At 72.9% G+C, this 23,584-nt stretch carries 3 protein-coding genes (1 of these 3 running past the window's edge); all 3 read right to left on the bottom strand.

The genetic code is table 11. From position 1 onward, the window contains the following. Nucleotides 1-1,563 carry part of the coding region annotated (locus ABD52_RS18220; protein WP_047892629.1) for an SDR family NAD(P)-dependent oxidoreductase on the bottom strand (this coding region is incomplete at its 3' end). 7,173 nt of the annotated region lie to the left of the window's left edge, so 1,563 of the 8,736 annotated nt are shown. Next, complete coding sequence (locus ABD52_RS18215) at nt 1,560-11,474, bottom strand: SDR family NAD(P)-dependent oxidoreductase (protein WP_047892628.1); 9,915 nt, start codon at nt 11,472-11,474, stop codon at nt 1,560-1,562. The genes ABD52_RS18220 and ABD52_RS18215, both read right to left, overlap by 4 nt. Continuing rightward, a complete protein-coding gene (locus ABD52_RS18210; RefSeq protein WP_053065413.1) occupies nt 11,474-23,584 on the bottom strand; it encodes an SDR family NAD(P)-dependent oxidoreductase in 12,111 nt (4,036 codons plus the stop codon). Before ABD52_RS18210 ends, ABD52_RS18215 begins: the two co-directional genes overlap by 1 nt.

Genomic DNA, 23,584 nt, shown 5'->3' with positions numbered 1-23,584 from the left:
GGCGGCCGTACCGTCCGGGTCGGTGACGTCCTCGCCGCCCGACTCGGTGTCGCCGGCGCGGGTGTCGACGTACCGGCGGATCCGGTCGGTGTCGCCGTGCGCGACGAGGACCTCCGGGCCGTCGAGGGCCAGCGCCGCGCGCAGGGCCGCCCACCCGTCGTCGGCCGGCATGGCCGTGATGCCCTGCAACGCCTCGGTGGCCAACCGGTCGCGCTCGGACAGGGTCATGCCGCCGTCCACCCACAGTGGCCAGCCGATAGACACGGTGCGGCCGCTGCGCAGTCCGGCCCGGACCTGCGCCTGCCGGGTTTCGGCGAAACCGCCGAGGGCACGGCCGGCGGCGGCGTAGTCGGCCTGGCCGGGGGCGCCGAGGTAGGCCGCGACGGAGGAGAAGACGACGAACATCGCCAGGGGGTCGTGCCGGGTGACGTCGTCGAGGTGGCGGACGCCCGCGATCTTCGGCGTCAGCACCCGCCGGTGGGCACCGGCGGCCTTGTTCACCACGTAGGTGTCCTCGTTGACGCCCGCGAGGTGCAGCACCCCGGTCAGGTCCCCGAAGGTGGCGCGGGCCAGGTCGGCGGCGGCGGCGACGTCGGCGTGGCGCGTGACGTCGGCTCGCACGTACCGGGCGCTGCCGCCGAGCTGCCCGATCCGGTCGCACAGCTCGTCGGTCGCCGCGCTCGGCGCGGAGCGCCCGAGCAGGACCATCCGTGCGCCCGTGTCACGGGCGAGCCGTTCCGCGAGCTGCCGGCCGATGCCCCCGGCGCCACCGGAGAGCAGGTACACCCCGCCGGGTGGCAGCGCGGGCGCGTCAGCCGGCCACCCCACCGGGCGAAGCCGCCGTACGGACCGGCGACCGTCGCGGTACCGGATCTCGCCGAGGCCCGGGGAGGCCAGGGAGAGTTCGGAAATTGCCCGACGGACGATCTCCGGCAGGGTCGACGCCTCCGCGGGGGGCAGCGACACCGACAGGAGGCGTAGCCGCCGGTCCTCGAGAGAGGCGATCTGGCCGAAGGCGCCGAGCGCCGCCGCGACGTCCGCGCTGTGCTGGCCGACCGTGGCGAAGACGACCGCGGGCGGGGAACTGGCCCTTCGCCGGATGAGCGTACGCACCAGCGGGTAGGCCACGTCGAGGCTGTGTTCCGGGTCCGCCGCCGTCACCACGACGACGGTGCGCGCCGTGCGGCCGCGTCGGTCCAACTCGTCCCACAGGTCTTCCCAGCCACGGTCGTCGGCCTTACCGACGAGATGACCGTCGGCGGTGTCGGTTCGGTAGCCCGTGCCCGGTGTGGTGGTGACCACGGTTCCCGGTGCGGTGCTGTCGGCGGTGCCCGACGGAAAGTCGCCGTCCAGGACGGTCACGAGGTCCCGGCCGGCCTCCTTCGCCCTGACGGCTACCTCGGCGCCGGGCTGCCAGTCGGGCTCGAACAGGCTCAGGCGGCTGAGCGACCGATGCGCGCCCGCAGTCACCGCACCGCCCAGGGCGGCCGTCGCCTGGGCGACGGACATGGCCCCGTCACGTACCCGGGCCAGGATCTCCTGCCGCGAAAGGGCGGGATTCATGAGACACCTCCGAGAATGTCGTCGGCCCGCTCCACCGAGATCCGGCCCCGGCTGACGGCAAGCAGCAGCTCGGTCAGGTCTGCCGGCGGGGCGTCGCCCGCGGGCGGGACCACCCAGTGGCGGTCGGGGGCGAACGGGTAGGTGGGCAGTGACACCCGGCGTGGCCGATTCGCGGAGTCCGGCGGCTGCCATGCCGGCCCCCCGGTCACCCAGCCCTGCGCGGCCCGGTGCGGATCGCTGTGCCGCTCGACCGGCGCGCTTGACCCGGCGGCGGCGGTGCCGGTGTACACCCCCGGGCAGGCGGTGTGGTTCACGAAGGCGGTCAGCGCGGTCGCGGCGCCGGGCAGGTCGCCGGCGACCACGGCCAGCCGGTGCGGCATCTCGTCGCGTCCGACCCGCAGGGTGTGCGCGACGTCAGCGATGTCGGGCAGGTCGCTCGTTGAGTCGAGGAAGTCGGCAAGTCGGCTCGCGGCGGCGATCAGTGCCGTGCCTGTCCGCGCGGACAGGCAGAGCACGTGCGGGCCGGTGCGCGTACCGGACCGTGGCGGGTGCGGATGGTCCTCGAGCAGGACGTGCGCGTTGGTGCCGCCCAGGCCGAAGGAACTGACCGCGGCCCGGCGCGGCAGGCCGGCGGGCGCCCACGGTCGCGGGCGGTCGAGCACGTAGAAGGGACTACCCGCCAACTCGAGCAACGGGTTCGCCGTGGTGTAGTGGATGGTGGGCGGCAGGACTCCGTGTCGCATGGCGAGGACCATCTTCACCACCCCGGTCAGCCCGGCCGCCGCCTCGAGGTGGCCCATGTTCGATTTGACCGACCCGAGGCCACACCAGGCCATCGCTGCTTGGTCATCGGCCTGCCCGGTGAGGTCAGCGAACGCCATCCGCAGTCCCCGTACCTCCACCGGATCGCCGAGTTGGGTCGCGGTCCCGTGGGCCTCGACGTAGGCCACCGTGCGTGGGTCGACACCCGCGTTGCGGTACACCCTGGTGATCAGCTCGGCCTGCGCGGCCGGCTCCGGCATCATCAGGGAACTGGCGTGGCGACCTCCCCCGTGCGAGACGCCGCTGCCGCGGATGACGGCGTGCACCGTGTCGCCGTCGGCGAGGGCGCGTGAGAGCGGCTTGAGCAGCACCGCCACCGCGCCCTCTCCCCGGACCATGCCGTTGGCTTGGGCGTCGAAGGTGGCGCACCGGCCGTCCGGCGACAGCACACCGAGCTGGCCCAGGGCGACGAAAAGATCGGGGGTGAGGAAGAGGTGGACGCCACCGACGATCGCCGCGTCGCACTCCCCCGCGCGGATGCTGGTGACCCCACGGTGCAGTGCCGTGAGCGAGCTGGAGCAGGCGGTGTCGACCGCCTCGCTGGGCCCGCGCAGATCGAGGTGGTACGACAGCCGGTTGGCGATCAGGCAATGGCCGCTGCTGGTGATGAAGTGCCCCTCGCGATGCCGGCCGGCAGCCTGCAGGATCCCGTCGTAGTCCCGGGAGGTCGCGCCGACGAACACGCCGGTGCGGCTACCGCGCAGCGAGCCCGGGCCGTGGCCGGCGTCCTCGACCGCCCGCCACGCCGTCTGCAGCAGAATGCGCTGCTGCGGGTCCATCAGCTCGGCCTCGAACGGAGTTACGCCGAAGAAGGCCGCGTCGAACTCGCCCACGCCGTCACAGAAAGCCCCCCAGCGGCTGTTCACGCGGCCCGCCTCGGTGCGCGGGTCGCCGTAGACCTCCCGCCAGTCGAAGCGGTCGGAGGGAATCTCGGTGACCAGGTCGGCGCCGCGGGCCAGGTGATCCCACCACTGCCCCAGGTCGGCCGACCGGGGGAACTTCGCCGCCATCCCGACGATCACCACCGGGTCGTCGGTCTCGGGGACCGACGTCGGGGTGGCCGCTGCGGTCTCGCCCGCCGTCGGGGTACCGGTCAGCGCGGTGGCGCCCGCCCGGGTGCTGAGATGCTCGGCGAGGTCATCGATGGTGGGATGTTCGAAGAGCAGAACCTTCGACAGTTCTCCGAAGTCGGCCTCCAGGGCCCGCGCGAGTTGGATGGCGCTCAGCGAGTCCATGCCGAGCTTGTCGAAGGTGGCCGCCGGGTCGACGGATTGCTCCGGCACACCGAAGAACTCGCCGAATGTCGTCCGCAGGTGGTGGCGTATCGCGTCCACGGTCCTCGGGCCGCCCGGGGGCGGCTCCGGGACCGGTGCCGGGCCGGCAGGGGCGGCGGGCTCGGCGGGCGCCTGCTTGGTGCGGACCGCCGCCACGACCAGCGGGGCCTCGCCCGTGGTGCTGGCGCTCGGGGCGGTGACCGCGACGATGACGCTGTTGTCGAAGTCGGCCTCGGCCTGGTCGGCGCTGCCGTAGGCGACGCTGCCGCTGAACCCGTTGCCGGCCAGCAGGGACCGCCACATCGGCGCGGTGAGCAGTGGTGAGCCCGGCAGCCGGCGGGAGGGGTCCGTGCTGGCCCAGTATCCGGGCAGGGCACCGATCATCGCGGTGACGAAGTCCCGGCTGCGGGTCAGTTCCTGCAGCACGAACAGGCCACCGGGGGTCAGGAGCCCGGCGACACGCCGGACGCTCTCCGCCACGTCGCGGGTGGCGTGCACCGCGTTGGCCGCGATGACGATGTCGGCGCTCGACGGCGCGAAACCCTGGTCCGCCAGGGGTCGGTCCAGGTCGAGAACCCGGAACTCGATCGGGGTGCGGCGCGACGCGAACGTCGTGCGGGCGGTGGGCAGGAAGGACGGGGAGACGTCGGTGAAGGTGTACCGCACCGGGACCTCCGCCTCCTCGAGGGCGGCGAGCACGGCGTGTGTCGTGCCGCCGGTGCCGGCGCCGATCTCCAGGACGCGCACCGGGCGTCCGGGCTCCCCGAGGTGCCGCGCGTGGCTGGTGACGGCTTGGGCGGCGAGGTCGTTGAAGTGGCGGGCGATGGCGCTGTCGCGGTAGATCGCGGCGAGCAGCTCCGGGTGTTGCGGCGCGAAGTACACCTCCAGGGGGTCGGCGTCGCCGGCGATGATGGCTGGCAGCTGGGGCAGACAGACGCGGACCAGGTTCGTCCAGGCGGCGAGTTCGGGGTGGTCGCGGGTGAGGGCGTCGAGCTCCTCGGTCAACGCGACGTTGTCATCGGTGCGGTCGACGGAGGAGGTACGGGCCAGCAGCTCCGTCAGCGCCGCCACGAGACGGTCGTACCGGGGGTCGGCGCCGGCACTGAGCACGGCGGGGGACGGGAACAGCAGGCGACACCATCGGCGTACCAGGCCGTCGAGGCGGTCCATGCCGGTGGCCACCCGACGACCGGAGAACGCGCTGTCGTGAACCCACCGCCGTAGCTCGTCGTCGGCCCCGGACGGGTCCTGGCCGCCCGGCGCGGCGGTGGCCGTGGGCAGGGGCCGGTACCAGTAACGGTTACCGGCGAAGGGGTGCGCCGGCAGGGTCAGCCGCACGGCGTCCGGGCCCGGCAGGTCGCTGGCCGTACCGGCCGCCCACTGCGTCGCGGCGGTGCGCTGGGCGGCGGACACCGGACAGTCCGGATCGTTGTACACGGCAGGCATCTCGACGCCGTCGCGCAGGACCCGGTCGAGCTGGCGCAACAGCTGCGGCATGGAGCTGGCGATGAGCACGACCCGGGCGGGCAGCGGATCCCGGCCGTGGACGAGGGTAGCGCTGACCCCCGCCAGCGGGAGGTCGGCATGCTCCTGCAGGTGGTCGCGGTGACGTCGCACCAGATCGTGCAGGCGATCGTCGTCGATGGCAGAGTACGGGAACAACAGCGGCGCCGGCTCGTCAGGCGGCGTGCTCCGCGCCGGGGCCTCCTCGACCACGCAGTGCGCGTTCGCTCCGCCGAACCCGAACGAGCTAACGGCGGCTCGACGCGGACCCCCCGGCGACCACTCCACCGGTTCGGTGTTGATGAACAGCGGGCTGTCGTCCAGCGCGCAGTACGGGTTCAGGCGCTGGTAGGACGGCATGGCGGGGATCATTCCGTGCCGCATCGACAGGATGACCTTGATGAGGCTGACGATGCCGGCGGCGCCCTCGGCATGTCCAAGGTGCGCCTTCGCCGAGCCGAGCGCGCAGAAACCCGTGTTGGTGGTGTGCCGTCGCATCGCCGTGGTGATGGCGTCGACCTCGATCGGGTCACCGAGTTTCGTGCCGGTGCCGTGGGCCTCGAAGTAGGTGATCCCGGCCGGGTCGACACCGGCGTCGGCCCACGCCTGCCGCAGCAGCTCGCTCTGCCGCTGCGGGTGCGGTGCCGTCAGCGACCCGGCGTGGCCCCCGTGGTTGACGGCGCTGCCGCGGATGACCGCCAGGACCGGGTCGCCGTCTGCGAGCGCCCTGTCCAGCGGCTTGAGCAGAACCGCGCCGACCGCTTCGGCGGGCACGTAGCCGTCGGCCCGCTCGTCGAAGCTGTGGCAGCGGCCGGACGGCGACAGCGCGCCGATGGCGAGGCTGCGCCGGTAGTGCGGTGCGGTGAGGATCAGGTTCACACCGGCGGCGAACGCCATGTCGCACGAGCCGTCCCGCAGTGCCTGCACGGCGAGGTGAACGGCGTACAGCGACGACGAGCAGGCGGTGTCGACGGTGAGGCTCGGGCCGGTCAGGTCGAAGTGGTGCGACGCCCGGTTGGCCGCCATCACCACGGCCGTTCCCGTCACGTCGTAGGCGACCGCGTCCCGGCCGTTCGCGATCATGTCGTCGGCGTAGTCGTGGAAGCACCGGCCGACGAACATTCCGGTCGCCGAGCCGCGCACGGACGGGGTGACCGCCGCCGCGTCGGCCGTCTCGTAGAGGACCTCGAGCAGCAGCCGGAGCTGCGGATCCATGCTGTCCGCCTCCGCCTTCGAGATGCCGAAGAAGGGTGCGTCGAACCGGGCCACGTCATCGAGGAAGCCGCCCTCGTGCGGCACCAGACCCTCCGCGAGGGTGTCCGGCGCGGTGCCACGGCGCCCGGCCGGGACGGCGGTGACGAGGTCCCTGCCCTCCGCCAGATCCCGCCAGAAGCGCGTGACGTCACGGGATCCGGGAAAGCGTCCGGCCATTCCGATGACCGCGATGGCCGACCGGTCGGCGGCGTCGGCCGGCGGTGTCGCGGGCGGGGGGCACGAGCGTGCCACGGGTCGCTGCTCGCTCAGGTGGGCGGCCAGGCGCTCGGCGTCAGGGTAGCGGAACATGTCCGTCGGCGGGACCGGTACGGCCAGCTCCCGTTCCAGTTCGGCGGCCACCTCGACGAGCTGTTGGGAGGAGAGGCCGAGGTCGAGGAAGCTGACGGTGCGCAGGTCGTCGTCGTGCGGTAGCGGCCGGCCCCCGTTGAGCTTGCCGCGCAGCAGGTCGGTGGTGTGCGCCAGGACGTCGGCGAGCGTCTGCCGGTGGTGGGTGGGCTCGGTGGCCGCCAGCGGTGGCGGCGCTGCCGACGGCGGCGGGTCGGGCGGTCCGGGGACGTCCGGGGCGAGGTACGGGACGGCGGCGAGCATGCGGGACCGGTCACCGTGCAACACCACTGTCTGGACGCCGGGGTGTGCCAGGGCGACCTCGATCGCCGCCAGCCCGGTGCTCGTCTCGAGCATCGTCATCCCGACGCGGTCGAGGATCAGGTCCGCCACCGCGGGATCGGGACGCATCCCGCCGTGCCGCCACAGCGGCCAGTTGACGGCCACCGTACGGCCACGACGATCACCGCAGAGACGCTGAGTGTCGCGCCACGCGGCGAAGGCGTCCGCGAAGCGGTTTCCGGCGGCGTAGTCGGCGGCTCCCGCGCTGCCCAGGACCGACGCCACCGAGGAGTAGATCAGGAAGAACTCGAGGTCGCTGTGGCGGGTGGCCAGATCCAGGTTCACGGTGCCGCGTACCTTCGCCGCGAGGACCCGCTGGACGGAGTCGGCGCTCTTGTTGACGATCAGCGCGTCCTCGATGCTTCCGGCGCTGTGCACCACACCGGTGAGCGGGCCGTGGCGCTGTTCGATCTCTGCCACGCACGCCCGTACCTGGTGCGGATCGGTGATGTCGACGGTGTGGTGCTCGGCCCGAGTGGCACCGGCGCGCAACTCGGTCAGGAGGGCTTCGGTCGTCGCGTCAGCCGGGCTGCGGCTGGCCAGCACGACAGTCACACCCGGCGCGGCGGCGAGCATGCGGGCGGTGTGCGCGCCGAGCCCGCCGGTCCCGCCGGCGACGAGGTAGATGCCACCGGGACGGGCCACCGGCGTGGGCTGCGCTGAGGGCGTCAGTGGCGTGACCATGAGGGCGTGCCGGTCGCCGCCGCCGCGGCGGACCTCGACGTGCTCGACGTCCGCGGCCTCGTCGAGGATGTCCGCGACGGACGGCGGCGGGTCGGTGAACCAGACCACCTTCACGGCGAGTTTCGGTTGTTCCAGCCGCACGCTGCGGGCGAGGCCGCCCACCGCCGCCAGGTGCGGTTGCTCCTGCGCGCCGGCGTAGGCGAAGAGGATCGGTGTCAGCTGCCGGACGCGGGTCACCATGGCCTGGCACAGGGCGAACATCGAGGTGGTGGGGGTGAGGTCGGCCGGGTCCGTGCCACCGTCGTCGAGATGCCACAGGTCCAACGCCGCGGTCGGGGTCACCCCGTGGGCCCGCAGGTCGTCGAGCACGGCGGTGAGGTGTCCGGCGTCACCGGGGCGGACCTCGTACAGGTCGTCCCCGACCCGGCGGAAGGCGGCCCCGGGGCGGACCTGAACGACCCGGGGGCCCATCGACCGCACGCTCGTCGCCCGGGCGGGTCCGGCGTCGAGGAGCAGGACCGTGTCGTCGCGGCCGAGCCGGTGCGGCGCCGCCGGCAGCGGCGCCCACACCGGCCGCAGGTACACGACCTCCGCGTCGCGGGTGGGAACCGGCTGCTGCGCCGGCCGTGCGTGGTCCACACCAGGAGTGGGTGGCGCCGTGTCGCTTCCCCCCAGCCAGTAACGCTCGCCGGAGAACGGATACGTCGGCAAGGGCACCCGCCGGGCACCCGGGATGTCGGGCCAGGTCACGGTCTCCCCCGCCACCCACCGGCGCGCCAGGTCGACCGGGACGTCGCTGGGGTCGCCCGCCGCCGCGACCGGTGGGCTCGCCCGGTTTCCGCGCACGGCGCCGCTGGGCTCACGACCATCGACGATCGCGTGCAGCACCTCGCGCAACCGCGTCGCGGTGGACGCAACGACAGCGAGGCGTTCGGGATGGTGCCGGCGTCCGTGCTGCAGCGTGTGGGCGACGTCGGCCGGGGACAGTTCCGGGTGCCGGTCGAGGTGCTCACCGAGGCGGCGGGCGGCCGTCTCGAGCTGTTGCGCGGTGCGCGCCGAGAGGGGAACGACATACGTGCCGTGGACCTCGGCGGTGTCGCGTGCTGCGGTCCGGTACTCCTCAATGATGGCGTGCGCGTTGGCTCCGCCGGCACCGAAGGCGCTCAACGCCGCGCGGAGCGGCTGAGCCGCTCCGGTTCGCGGGTCGGTGGGAGCCAGCCACGGGGTCGGGCGACGCGGAAAGTGGAAGCGGGTCCCGTCGAGGTGGATGGCGGAGTGGGGATCGGCCCCGGTGGCGAGCGGTGGAACCGTCCGGTGTCGCATGGCCATCAGGATCTTGGTGAGGCCGACGATGCCGGCGGCCGCCTCGAGATGACCGAACGTCTCCTTGACCGAACCTAGGGCGCAGCCGGCGGACCCACCACTGCCGTATGCCTCGCTGAGCGCCGCGAACTCGATCTGGTCGCCCAGGACGGTGCTGCTGGCGTGCGCCTCGATGAGGGTCACGGTCTCCGGTGCCACGGCGGCGTCGGCCAGGGCCGCCGTCATGACGTCGAGTTGCGCGTCCGGGTTGGGCACCGAGTAGCCAGCGGTCCGGCCGCTGTGTCGCAGCGCGGTGCCGCGGACCAGGCCGTAGATGTGGTCGCCGTCGGCGACGGCCTCGGCCAGCGGACGCACGAGGACCACGCCGACGCCTTCGCCGGGGACGTAGCCGTCGGCGTCGCGGGCGAACGGGCGGCACCGCCCCCTGGCCGACAGCAGGCCCAGGTCGGCCAGGCGCAGGTACTTGTACGGGTGCAGCGACAGGTTCACCCCGCCGACGAGCGCGGCGCGGCACTCCCCGCGGCGGATGCTCTCCTTCGCCAGGTGCAGTGCGGTCAGGGCGGCAGAGCAGGCGGTGTCCACGGTGAGGCTGGGCCCGTGGAGGTCCATCTGGTGCGAGACCCGGTTGGACAGCGCGGACGGCCACGATCCGGCGGGCCGCGGGTCGCCGGATCGGAGACGGTCGAGGCCGTGCAGGGTGTAGTCATTCCACATGACGCCGGCGAAGACGCCGACCGCGCCGCCACACCGCGCCGCGAGGTCCTCGGGCCGGTGGCCCGCGTCCTCGAACGCCTCCCACGCCGTCCGGAGGAAGAGCCGCTCGTGCGGATCCATCAGGAGAGCCTGGTCACCGGTCAGGTGGAAGAACTCCGGTTCGAAGTCGGCGAAGCCGTCGTAGAAGGCTCCCCACCGGCCGTACGTGCGGCCGGGTCGGCCCCGGTCGGCGCTGAAGTAGCGGTCGTGGTCCCACCGGTCGGTGGGTATTTCGGTGATCATGCTCTCGCCGCTCAGCAGCCGTGCCCACAGTCGCTCGGGATCGTCCGCGCCCGGGTAGTGCCCGGCCAGGCCGACGACGGCCAGGGTGTCCGCGGCAGCGTCGGTCCCGCCGTGCGAGGCGGAGGGACGCGGCGCGACGGCGGGAGGGGGTACGGCGGCCGACGGCGATCCGCCGTCGCGGGCGACATGATGGCCCTGCTCGTGCAGGTGCGCCGCGAGCTGCCGGACCGTCGGGTGCTCGAACAACAGGGTGGGGTACAGCGTCGTGCCGAGACGCCGCTCAAGGGTGCCGGCGATGGCGAGCAGATGCGTGGAGTCCAGGCCGAGGTCGTAGAAGCCCTGGTCGGTCTCGATGGTGTGCGCGGGCCGGCGCAGTCGCTCGGCCACGAGGTCACGGATCAGCCCGGCGAGGTCGTCACCTCCGGCGGTCCGCGTTGGCGGCGCATCGCTGTGCTCCTCCGCCGCTACGGTGGTCACGCCGGCACGGCCGCGTCCGGTCGCGTCGGTGATCGCGGCCGCGGCGCGAATCCGTTTGGCGCGGAACCCGGCCATGCGCACCAGGAGGGCGCCGTCGGGTGCGCAGATGTCGATGTCGGCTTCGAACAGGTCGGCGTCCAACCCGCCGGTCGGGGGGTTCGGGACGTGGATGAGGTTACGGGTTCCGACCGGGGCGTGGCATCGCACCGACTCGATGTAAAGGGGAATGAACGGGTTCGTGGCGCTCCGCCGTTGCTCCTCGGGCATCAGCGCCATGGGGACCAGCGTGGCGAAGTCCAGGACGGCCGGGTGGGCGGCGAAGTGGTCGAGGTACGGCTGCGCGGCCGTGTCCAGGTGCATGTCGGCTACGGCGAAGCCGTCGCCCAGGTGGACCGTGCCGTCGGCCTTCATGAAGCCGGTGTGCCGGATGTCGAGACCCCGGACGAAGCTGTAGAGCCGGTCGATGTCGTAGGTTTCCGTCGCCGCACCCAGGAGGCCGGCGATGTCGACGCGACCGGCGGAGCGCGCGGCGAGGCGCACCTGCGCGCGGCAGTTGTCCTCCCAGTCGTCGGATCCGGTCGGCGTGCTGGAGACCGTCACCGGCCAGTGACCCTCCTCGGTGCGGGCGTCGATCTCGACGCGGATCCGCCGTCCGGTGCCGCTGCGGTCGATCACGGGCGCCAGGAACAGGCAGCCGCGGATCTCGACATCGGCCGGTGCCACGCCGCTGCGCCGCACCAGTCGCAGGATCAGATCGATCAGGAAGACGCCCGGCAGCACCGGCACGGAGTGCACGAGGTGCTCCCGGAGCGGCTGGTCCTGCGCCGTCACGGTGGTGACCGCCCGTGTGCCGTCGAGCTGCCCGTCAGCGCCTGTGGTGGATGCGGCCATCAGCGGAGGTCCTCCAGTTCGAGCAGGGGGGATCGTGCGGGTACCGGCGCGAGCGCCGGTCCGTCGACCCAGAAGCGGCGGCGGTGGAAGACCGGGGCGGGCAGTGCCTCACGCACGGATCCGCCGCGGGGTGTCTCGTCGCTCAGGGGTTCGCGGACCACGACGTGACAGTTGGTGCCGCCGAAGCCGAAGGCGCTGACCCCGGCACGCCGTACGCCGTGGCGGGCCGGCCACTCCCGCAACCGCAGGTTCGGATAGAACGGTGACTCGTCGAAGGCGAACCGGGGGTTGGGACGCCGGCAGTGCAGGGTCGGCGGCAGCGCGCGGTGGCGCAGCGACAGCATCACCTTGTGCAGGCTCGCCATGCCGGCCGCCATGAGCAGATGGCCGAGGTTGGACTTGACGCTGCCGATCGCGCAGAAGCCCCGCTCGGTGGTGAACCGCTGGAAGACCCGGGTCAGGGCGCGCAGCTCGATGGGATCGCCGATCATCGTCCCGGTACCGTGCGCCTCGATGTAGGACAGCGTTTCCGCGCCGACACCGGCCTTCGCGAGGGCGTCGGCGACGACGTCCCGCTGGGCGTCGGGGTTGGGTGTGGTCAGTCCCATGGTGCGGCCGTCGTTGTTCATCGCCGCGGCCTCGATCACGGCGAGGACACGGTCACCGGCGGCGAGGGCGTCGTCCAGGCGTCGGAGCAGCACCGCGCCGACGCCCTCACCCGGCACCAGCCCGTTGGCGTCGGCGTCGAAGACGTGGCAGACGCCGTCGGGCGACAGCGCCTGGGCCGCGCTCAGCGTCAGGTACGGTCTCTCGTCGAGGATCAGGTCGGCTCCGCCGACGAGCGCCATTTCGCACTCCCCGGTCAGGAGAGCCTGCCGGGCCAGGTAGACGGCCGACAGCGACGACGAGCAGGCGGTGTCCACGACGAGGTTGGGGCCGCGGAGGTCGTAGGTCTGTGCCAGTTGCGCCGCGATGAAGTTCTGGTTCAGACCGGTGGCGGTGCCGCGGTGGGGCACGGTGATGCGGTGCGGGTAGCTACTGGTAGCGGCACCGGCGAACACGCCCACCCGACGTCCGGCGAGTTCGGTCGGGCGGTATCCGGCGTCCGCGAAGGTCTGCGCCGCGCACTCGAGCAGGAGGCGGACGAGGGGGTCCATGTGGTCGGCGTACTCCGCGCGGATGCCGAAGTGGTCCGGGTCGAATTCCTCGATGCCGGTGAGGAAGCCGCCCCACTTGCTGACGCTCATGCCGTCGCGGAGGGCCGGCGAGTAGAGGGTGGCGACGTCCCAGCGTGATCGGGGCACCTCGGTGACGCCGCTGCGCCCGGACCGCAGGAGATCCCAGAAGGCGTCGAGGTTCTCGGCGGCGGGGTAGCGCCCGGCCATGCCGATGACCGCCAGGGGGTCTCCGGTGCCGCGGCGGTGGCCGGCCGCGGGAGCGGCAGCCGTCGCGGCAGCCCCGGCGGGTGGCGCGGCCCACCGGGTGACGCCGGCCCGATGGTGGTCGAGCAGGTACGCGGCGAGCCGGTCCACGCTCGGGTGCTCCAGGACCAGGGAGGGTTCCAGCGGCGCGCCGGCAAGGACTTCCAGGTCAGGCACGATGGCGGCAATGAGGATCGAGTCGACCCCAAGATCCGCGAAGGTCATGTCGGCGGCGATCCGGGATTCGTCGAGCAGCAGGTGCCGGGCGAGCACACCTCGCAGGTGCCGCACGCAGCGAGCGTGCAGGTCCGACTGGTCGGCAGCGTTCTCTGGTGGTGGGGGCACGGCGTCGTCTCCGATGTCTGCCGGCGGATCGGCCAGGGACGGCTTGGCTCGCGTGGCGGCGACGACGCTGGTGTGGCCCACCGTCGCCATCGCGATGTCCAGCAGAGCCAGGCCCTGATCGCGGGTGAGTGCGGCGAAACCGCTTCGCCGGTAACGGTCGTTGGTCACCTCGCCCATTCCCAGGCCGGCCCAGCTTCCCCAATTGATGGAGAGGTACTTCGTCGCGCGGCCCGCACGGGTGGCCCGGGCCTGGGCGCGGGCCATCGCCGCGTCGAGGTACGCGTTGGCGCTGGCGTAGTCACTCAGTCCGGCCGCAAGGTCGGTCACCACGGCGGAGAGCGAGGAGTAGCAGACGAAGAAGTCGAGGTGTTGGGGGCCGACGGCGCCGAGGAGGACGTCGAGCGCCGCGCCCTTGGGCGTCCAGCAGCGCTCGATCTCCGCGAAGCTCTTGTGCACGAAGGCCGGCGTGGGTCCGGTGACGCCGGCGGCGTGGATGACGCCGGCCACCGGCGACAACGCACCGACGAGGTTCCGCACGGCGGCCGTGTCGGTGAGGTCGCCGTGGTGCAGCGTGACGGCGGCGCCGGCCTCCTCGAGCCGCCGGACCGCCGCCACGCGGTGGTACCACGGATCGTCGGGTCCGAGGGCGTCCCAGGTTTCCCGTTCCGGTGCCGGACGCAGCCCGGCCAGCGCCAGCCGGCGGGCGCCGCGGGCGGCGAGCAGCTCCGCGGTGGCCAGACCGAGGCCGCCGGTCCCGCCGGTGATCAGGTACGTGGCGTCCGCACGGACGGGTACGTCGCCGAGGTGGCCATCGCCGTGTTCCGGGCGGGACGACGGTGTCGCGAGGCGCGGCACGTGCCGGACGCCGCCGCGGTGCGCCACTTCCGCGCTGATCGGTGACCCCACCTCGGCCAGTGCGAGATCGAGCTGCCCGCTGACGTCGTCGCTGGGCAGGTCGACGTCGAGGGTGACGGTGTGCATGTTTCGGTACTCGGCGCCGACTGCACGCACGAGTGCCGCCAATCGTGCGCCCGCAACCGCGGGTTCGGTGTCGCCGAGCGCGCTGACACCACGGGTGACGTGCACGAAGTGGACGGGTGTCGACCTGGCGTGTCGGGCCACGGCCTGCAGGACGCCGACCCGGGCGGCCTCGGGGAGCGGGGTCGTGGAGGTGGCGTCGGCGAGGTCGACCACGTGGGTCAGGGGTCCGTGCTCCGCGATGATCTTTTCGGTGGCGCCGCGTCCGGCGTCGTGGGCGCCGAAGTCGGTCTCGTAGTCCGACGACGTCAGATTCGGCAGGGTGCTGACGGGGCGCATGACCAGCCACGTCGTGTGCGGATGCGCGGCGAGGGCGTCGAGCGCCGGCAGGCACGCGTCCGAGCTGAGGATGAGCAGGCACGTCGGCGGTTCTCCCGGCTCGGCCGCCGCCCCGGCGGGCGCCGGGGTCCACTGCTTCACGAGCAGCCGGGGCGTGACGTCGGTGGCCGGGCGCCCGCCGGTCGGCGCGGGGCTCACGGGAGCCGGGACGTCGGCCGGGGTGGTCGGCGACCTCCGGGTCGGCGCGGGACCCACCGGAGCCGGGACGTCGGCCGGCAAACCGTGAGCGGTGCTGTGGTCGAAGGGGTACGTCGCCAGGGGTACCCGCCGACGGAGTGGTTCCGTCGGCCAGGATATGTCGAGACCGCGCGCCCAGCGGTGGGCGGTGACCTGCGCGGTGTCTCCGGGTGCCGGTTCCGGTCCGTCGCCGACGTGCACGGCCGGGTGCCGGCGTCCCGCGAGGTGACGGTCGAGAAGGTCGGCGAGCTGCTGGCACGAGGTCGCCACGAGGGCGAGCCGGCACGGCAACGGCGTACGTCCGACCCGGGAGGTGTACGCGACATCGGCGATCGCCAAGGGCTCGTCGTCGAGCGAGCGGCGCAGCCGTCGCGCGTACCGGCGTAGTTGGGCGTCGGTGCGGGCGGACAGCACCACGACGTGGTCCTGACCGGTGTCCGGCTCCGGCTCGGGTGCCACCGGTGGTTCCCGCAGCACCGTGTGGGCGTTCGCGCCGCCGAAGCCGAAGGAGCTGATGCCGGCGTGGCGGGGTGTCCGGCCAAGGCCCGGGTCGTCCGCCGCCCAGGGCATCGCCCGGTCGAGCAGTTGGAACGGGCCGTCACCGAGGCCGAGATGGGGGTTGGGGACCTGGCCGCTGGCGTTGGGGGGCAGGACACCGTGGCGGAACGCCAGCAGCACCTTGAGCAGGCTCGCCATGCCGGCGGCGGACTCCAGATGACCGACGGTGCCCTTGACGGCCCCGAGGTGGCACCACGGCCGGCTGTCCTGGGCGCCGAGTTGCGCGAAGGCCTCCCGCAGCCCGGCCAACTCCACCGGGTCGCCGAGTTTGGTGCCGGTGCCGTGGGTTTCGATGAAGGTGACGTCGCGGGGTGACACGCCCGCCTGGCGGAGGGCGGCGGCGACGACCGCGGCCTGGCCGTCGGGCCGGGGAGCGGTCAGGGAGTGGCCGCGTCCACCATGGTTGACGGCGGTGCCGAGGATGACGCCGTGCACGGTGTCGCCGTCCTCCAGGGCACGCGCCAGCGGTTTGATCAGGACCGCGGCCACGCCCTCGCTACGCACGAAGCCGTCCGCGCGGGCGTCGAACGCCCAGCACCGTCCGGTGGGGGACAGCACACCGGTCAGATCCAGGGAGGCGAACCAGTCAGCGGTCAGCAGGACGTTGACGCCGCCGACGATGGCCGACGAGCACTCGCCGTGGCGGATGGCGTTCACGGCCCGGTGCAGTGCCGTCAGCGAACTGGAGCAGGCGGTGTCGATGGTCTCGCTGGGGCCGGTCAGGTCGAGCAGGTAAGAGACCCGGTTGGCGATGATGCTGTGCACGTGACCGGTGATGGTGTGCCCGGCGGTTTCCTCGCCGGCGTCCTTGAGTAGTTCCGAGTAGTCGTGCAGGGTCGCTGCGGCGAACACGCCCGTGGCAGTTCCGGCGAGGCGGCGCGGGTCGTACCCGGCATGTTCGACGGCTTGCCAGGCGGTCTCCAGCAACAGCCGTTGCTGGGGATCCATCAGCCGGGCCTCGCGCGGGGAGATGCCGAAGAAGCTGGCATCGAAGCGGGTGATCGCGTCGAGGTAGCCGCCGGGCCAGCCCGGCGACGACTCCCGTCCGGGGGGCGGTGCCCCGGTGACGCACGCACCGGTCATCAGCAGCCGCCAGTACTCGTCGAGGTCGGCGGCGCCGGGAAAACGCCCGGCCATACCGACGACGGCGATCGGTTCCTCCCGGGCGAGGGACTGCTCCGCAGTGACCGTGATCGGGCGCGCCGCGGTGGTTGACGGCGGGCTGGTCGGCGGTGCTGGGCTGCCGGGCGACGTGGGCTCACCGTGCGTCGCCGGCTCGACGGCGAGCGCGGCGGCGAGGGCCGCGTCGTGCTGCTCGACGAGCGCGGCCGCCAACGTGTCCAGCGTGCGGTGCGTGAAGAAGACGACCGGGGTCAGGGTGAGCCCGAAGCGTTCGTTGAGCCGGTTGGTGAAGTCGGTGAAGAGCATCGAGTTGAAGCCGTAGTCGCCGAACTCGGCGGTGACGTCGACCGCGGTGGCATCGAGCTTGACCAGCCGGGCGACTTCGGTCCTGAGTTCACTCCGGACGGTGGTGACCAGGCTTTCCCGGATGCGCCGCGGTGGCGGGCTCCCGCCGGGTGCCACTCGCAGGTCCAGCGCCCGCCGGATCGTGGCCTGGTCACCGTGACCGACGAGCACCGCTCCGGGCCCGCCGCCGAGCGCTTGCTCGAGGGCGCCGATCGCCGAGGCGTCGTCCATGGGTGTCAGGCCGAGAGTGGTACGGAAAAGACGGCGGGTGGCTTCGGGCATCACCATGCCGCCGTTGGCCCAACTCGGCCAGAGGACGGAGAGCGAGGTGCCCCGGCGGGCGCCCTCGCGGACCCGCGCCGCCCGCCAGGCGGCGAACCCGTCCAGGTAGGCGTTCGCCGCCGCGTAGCCGCTCTGGCCGGCGTTTCCGAACAGGCTGACGACCGACGACATGAGGACGAAGAAGTCCAGCTCGTCGTCGGCCGTGAGCCGGTCCAGCAGCACGGCACCAGTGATCTTCGGGGCCGTGACCCGCCGCATGGTGGCCTCGTCCTGCCCCGTGAACGCCCGATCGGCAGTGACGCCCGCGGCGTGCACGACACCGTGCAGCCGGCCGAAGCGCTGCCGGGCGGCACGCAGCGCCGACGCCAGTTCCTCCTCGTCGGTGACGTCGGCACGCAGGAACAGCACCTCCCCACCGTGCTCGGCCGCCGCGTCGCCGAGCGCCGTGAGCGCGGCCGGGGCCTCCGCGCGGCCGACGAGAACCACCCGGGACCGGTGGTGCCGCATCAGGTACCCGGCGATGATCCGGGCCGCACCACCAGACCCGCCGGTGATGACGTACGTGCCGCCGGGGCGCCACGCCGGCGGGGCCGCGTCGGGCGCCGGAAGCCACCGTCGCACCGAGCGCAGGGCACCGGTCCAGCGAACCTCGTCGGTGCTGGCGGACGCCTCCGCGACCAGCGCGTCGGGGCTGAGGGTCATGTCCTCGGAGGTGGTCACCCGTACCGCGCGGAAGAACGGGTTCTCGTGGGCGAGCGCCCGGCCGAAGCCGACGACGGTGGCCGCGGCCGGTGTGACGGCGTCGTCGGGCGTCACCACCAGGTACGTGACGCGGCGTGTACGGGTCGCCAGCCGAGCCAGGTCCATGGCCGTGCGTAGCAGCCGCTCGGCGTCGTCGGATTGGTCGCCGAGGGGAGTCCGGCGGTCGACGACCACCAGCGACGACGCGCCGGTAAGCCAGCGTTCGAGGGACGCCACGTCCGGGAGGCTGGGCATCGCTCGCACGTCGGACGCACCGGGGTCCACGAGCGCCACGACATCACCGTCGACAGCCGTGGCCGGAGACGGTTCCGATTCCCAGACGGGCCGGTAGAGCACCGTCCGCTCCACCGCGACGGCCGTTCGGGCTTCTGCTGCGGGCCGCGGCGCCACCGGCAGCGGGAGCCGGACGGCGGCGAACGGGTATCCCGGCAGCGGCACCCGCCGCCGGGACCCTCGGGGCAGCAGCCACGACCAGTCGAGGGTCGCACCGTCGACCCAGAGCCGGCCCAGCTTGTCCCAGCGCCGCGCCCGCGCAAGTTTGCCCAGGGCCTCCGTGAGTTCCGGGCTGCCGTCGAACACCGCGGCAACCGGCGACCGGCGGTCGGCCTGCCCCCGCATCACCTCGGCGGGCCACTCCCCCGTCCCGAGCCGGTCGAGCACGTCGAGCAGGTGCTCGCGGTCGCGCGCCACGACTGCGGCGCGACACTCGAACGGCTGCCGTCCGGCCCGCAGGGTGTACGCGACGTCGGCGAGCGAGCAGCCGGCACCCTCCGTGCGGAGGTGCTCGGCGAGTCGCCGGCACACCTGCTGGAGCTGCTCCACGCTACGTGCCGACAACGGCACCGGCTCCGGGCCGTCAGCCGCCTCCGCATCCGCCGCGGCGGGCGCCTCGTCGATGACGAGGTGCACGTTGACGCCACCGGCGCCGAACGAGCTGACAGCGGCCCGCCGGGGTCCGTGCGACGCCGACCAGGGTTCCCGCCTGCGCTGTACCGACAGCGGTGTGCCGGCGAACTCGATGTGCGGGTTGAGCTCGTCGGCGTGCAGCGACGGTACGAGGGTGCGCTGATCCAGTTGCAGCAGCACCTTGGTCACCCCGGCGAGGGCGGCAGCCGCCTCCAGGTGGCCTATGTTGCTCTTGATGCTCCCGATCGGGAGGTGCCCGGCGGCTCCGCGCAGCCGCAGCCCCTCGGTCAGGCCGCGTACCTCGATGGGATCGCCGAGCGGTGTGCCCGTGCCGTGTGCCTCGATGTAGCCCAATGATCGTGGATCGATGCCGGCGGCCCGCCACGTCGCGGCGATGAGATCCGCCTGCGCCGCCGGACTGGGCACCATGAAACCGTTGGTGCGGCCGTCGGTGTTCGTGCCGACGGCGCGGATCACCCCGTACACGTGGTCGCCGTCGGCGAGGGCGTCGCGCAGCGGACGCAGGACCAGGGCCGCCACGCCCTCGCTTGTGACCATGCCGTCGGCGGCCGCGGAGAACGGCTGGCAGCGCCCCCGTCGGGACAGCATCCCCTGCTGGGCGTACTGGATCCGGCGTGCGGGGTGCAGGATGAGATTGACGGCTCCCACTATCGCCGCCCGGACCCGTCCGGCGCGCAGGGCGTCGAAGGCGAGTTGCAGCGCGACCCCGGACGCCGAGCAGGCGGTGTCGACGACCAGGCTAGGCCCGGTGAGGTCGAGGAAGTGAGAGATGCGGTTGGCCAACTGGTACAGATCCGCGTTCGGATAGCGGGCGGTCCCGGACAGGGCGGCCGCAGCGTTGGCGACCGCGAAGTCGGAACTCATGGCGCCGACGTAGACGCCGGTGTCGCGGCCGAGATCGTCGGGATGGCCGGCGTCCTCCAGGGCGTGGTAGGCGACCTGGAGCAGTAGTCGTTGCTGCGGGTCCATCGTCTCGGCCTCGGCCGGGGAGATGCCGAAGAACAGCGGGTCGAACTCGTCGATACCGTCCAGCACACCGCCCGCGGCGGTGTAGGTCTTGTCGCGGCCACCGTCCGGGGCGACGACGTCGTAGTCACCCCAGCGGACCGACACGTCCCCGACGAGGTCGTGTCCGTGCAGCAGGTGCCGCCACAACTGGCGCACGTCGCTTGCACCGGGGTAACGACCGGCGACGCCGACCACGGCGATGCCGTCGCCCGGCTCGACCGCGGGCGGAGCCGACGGGGCCGGACCCGCGGCCGGGTGTGCGGGCGCGACCGGCCGGGCGGGTGCCACGGACGGGCCCGGCCGGGCACCGGGGAGCTGGGCGGCGATGCCGCCGAGCGTCCGATGCTCGAAGAACAGGGTGCGCGGCAGCCGCCCGAACGTCGCCTCCAGTGCGACCGTGGCATCGACGATTTGCAGCGAGCTGAGGCTCAACGACTCCACGGTCGTCGCCGCGTCCAGGGTGTCCGGTGCCTGGGCGCCCGCGACGGCGACGGCCTGAATGACGGCGTTCAGCGCGTCGGCTGGCGTCGCAGCGGTCGAAGGTAGCGCGACGGTGCGGTCGACGTGGCGGCTCACCGCCGCGATGTCGTGGTATTCGACCGCGATTCGGGCCAGTGCGGCGAGCCGGCGGAGGTCGACCGGTGCCGCCGGCGTCACTCCGGCCGGTGCAGCGGTGTCAGCGTCGACGGGGCGTGGTGCCTCCTGCGGGGTGAACCGTGCCGCCGCGGCGGTGGCCACCGCGGCGCGGTAGACGATCCGGTCGTCGCTGTCCACGGTGCCGGCGCCGAGCACCGCGTCGAAGAACCGGCGCGCGGGCGTGTTGCGGCTGGTCGGCACAAGGATGGCGGACAGCTGCGCATCCGGTGGCCACCGGTCCGCCACGCCGGACAGCAGTGTGTGTTCCACGCCCTTACCCATGGCCCGGCAGCTGAGCAGGAAGGTGTCGAGCTCCACCCGGCCGGCCTCGGTCCTACTCATCGCGACGCCGACCAACCCGTAGTCACCGAAACGGTCGACGGCGTGCGCGACCCAACACTGGTTGCCCTCGCCCAGCCAGCGGCGGATCTCCGCCTCGGTGCGCCGGACCCCGGACAGGTTGAACTGGTTGGTGCGCTGTGTCAGCTGGGCGACCCGGTCGAGTTCCTCCGGACGCGCCTCATGGACATCGACGCGCAGGTCCAGACCCGCGAGGAAGTCCTGGAAGGTCAGCGTGGTGTCGGCGAGGTCCCGTCGGCGGCGTTCGGCACGGTAGGAGTCGTTACGGAGCCGGTCCGCGTCGGTGACGCTGGTCCGGTCGAAGGCCCACACACGACGCAGGAACCCGGGGATCTGCTGGTCGTCGGCGGGCAGTGTCAGGGCCAGGACGCCGGGGTGGGCGGCGGCCACCTCCGCTGTCTCCATCGGGTTGTCGTCGAGCAGGACCATGCTGTCGACACCGATGCTGAGCTCGTCGGCCAGTTCGGTCAGGGACGTGGACTTCGGGTTCCAGGTGATACGTCGGGCGGCGACGTGTTCCGGCCGTAGCGGCATCCCGGGGTGACGGCGGAAGACCGCGTCGACGTCCTCGGCGGCGTTCTTGCTGGCGAGGCAGATCAGGACGCCGTCGTCGTGGAGCCGGACGGCCCACTCCTGCAGCGCACGGTGCCCCGCGGGGACGGTGACACCGTCCGGTCCGGTTTCGGCGCAGACACCACGCCAGAGGGTGTTGTCACAGTCGAGTACCAGGGCCTTGAAGGGCGGCACCAGCGCCGCGTGGACGCGGCGCATGACCGTCACGGCGAGCGCGTGGAAGCCCTCGGCGGTGTACGGGATGTGCGCGAGCTGCTCCCGGGCCGGGTCGAAGGGTGTCGGTACGTCGTACCCGCCGGCCCAGTCCGCGCTGCCGACGACGAGTACGCCCAGGTCGCGCAACCCCGCGCCGAGCCGGTCCGCACGCCCGCCCTGCCCGGCGTCGTCGTTCGAGGGACACAGGACCACGACCAGGGGTGCCACCGCACGGTCGAGGTAGGTGCGGGCCGCGGCCACGAAGTCGTCGACCGGCTGGTCGCCGGGGGGCCAGTCGGACAACCGCAGCAGCGCGACGTTCACGCCTTTGCCGTTGGTGGCGAAGACGCTGCCCGGGTCGAGCAACTGCTGGAAGACCTGGGCGTATGGAGCGGCCCGCACGCTCAGGTCGAGCGCCAGATCCTCGGTCCACCGCTCGAGGAGCGGTATCAGCGGATCGACGGCGAAGGTCGCCGCCACCGCAAGGGTGCCCGCGTCAGTCCTGGTGTCACCCTCGGGGGTGGGCACGGGGAACTCCTCGACGAACCCAGGTGCGCCGGAGCCGATCCGCCGCACGAGTGCGACCGCCACGAGTTCCGGGTCAAGGGGCTGCTCCGCACCGAGCGCGGAGTCGGCGAAGGTGGTGGCGAGCCGGGGCGGCCGTGCGATCAGGGTGCGGATGTCCGGATGCCGCGACGCCGCGGTCCGCACCATCGCCTCGAGAGCGTGCTTGGCGGTGACGTAGTGGTCCAGGCCCCGGGGAGGGCGGTGGACGTATGCGGAGGAGATCGCCACCAGCCACCCGGCGCGCTCGGCCAGCGCAGCGGCGAAGGCGGACAGCGGCGTCTGGGACACGGCGATCGCCTCCGCCGTGTACGCGGCGGATCGCGGACCGAAGGCGGGGTCGTTGGGGTGCTCCTGCACGGGGGGACCCGCGTTGAGCAGCAGCAGGTCGAGGCCACCGTGCTCTGCCGCGATGGTTCCGGCGAGACGCTCACACCAGCCCGCGTCGGCCACGTCACCTTCGACGAGGCGAACCCGATGGGCGTCGGCGCCCATCGCGGCCGCCATCTCGCGGGCCTCATCGCCGCTGCGCGCGAACGCCGCGTACACCTGGCAGCCCGCGACCGCCAAGGCTTGGGTGAGCACGGCGCCGAGCCCGCGGCTGCCGCCGGTCACCAGAGCGACCTTGCCAGTCAGCGAACCGGGCGGGTCGGCGAGCAGCCGCCGGATGCGCGCGGTGTCGGGGGGCCGGTGTTCAGGGCGGACAAAGGTCATCACGTCGACCTCGGCGCCGCGCGTCCCGGTGGACAGTCGACCGGCCAGGCGCACCCGCCGGTAACGGTTGTCGACATCGACGACCGCACCCTCCGCGGTGAAGCCCTCGCCGTTCGGGTCGCCGCCGAAGGTCGCCGCGATGGCGCTGATGAGGGCGGCACGCCCTGGTACACGCATGCCGGCGAGGTAGCTGGCCCAGCTGAGAGCGGCGACATGCTCAACGTCGACGCCCACAGCGTGCAGACTCAGTTCCCGGACGAGATCGTCGAGGCGCGCCCAGTCCGGCTGGTACTCCTGACCTAGTGGCCCGGCGTCGGCCATCTCCTCGATCGGCGGTGTGTCGGCTTCGGTGACGCTGGAAGGCCGTCCGCCGGTCGGTGCCTGGGCGAGATCGGCGCCGGCGTGCTCGGCGGTGATCTCGATGACCGTGCGGGTCCCGTCGAGGACCCGCAGGTGCAGGTGGTCCCCGTTCTCCTCGGCGGCGACCTCGTATTCCGTGTCCGGAAAGACCGGGTACCGGAAGCTGGCCCTGAGTCGGCGCAGGCAACGGCCGGCGCGAGCCGGACCGTGTGACAGCGCGACCAACAGGGCCAGCACGCCGTGCGCCACGGGCCGGCCGAAGGGCGTCTTGTGGGCGTAGGCGGGGTCGACGTGCAGAGGACTGACGTCGAGGCTGGCCGAGGCGAACTCGGCGACCAGGGTAGCGGGCACGCGGAAGCGCACACCGTGGATCGGCTGGTGCAT

Origin of the sequence: Micromonospora sp. RV43, from assembly GCF_001029515.1 — a bacterium.
GTDB classification, from domain to species: Bacteria; Actinomycetota; Actinomycetes; order Mycobacteriales; family Micromonosporaceae; genus Micromonospora; species Micromonospora aurantiaca.
The sequence above is the reverse complement of the archived record's forward strand: the minus strand, read 5'-3'. Positions and strand labels throughout refer to the sequence as shown.

What these genes read in the sequence shown, in the direction of transcription:
- ABD52_RS18210 (WP_053065413.1), bottom strand. Translation starts at nt 23,584, where the DNA reads ATGCACCAGCCGATCCACGGTGTGCGCTTCCGCGTGCCCGCTACCCTG.
- ABD52_RS18215 (WP_047892628.1), bottom strand. Translation starts at nt 11,474, where the DNA reads ATGGCCGCATCCACCACAGGCGCTGACGGGCAGCTCGACGGCACACGG.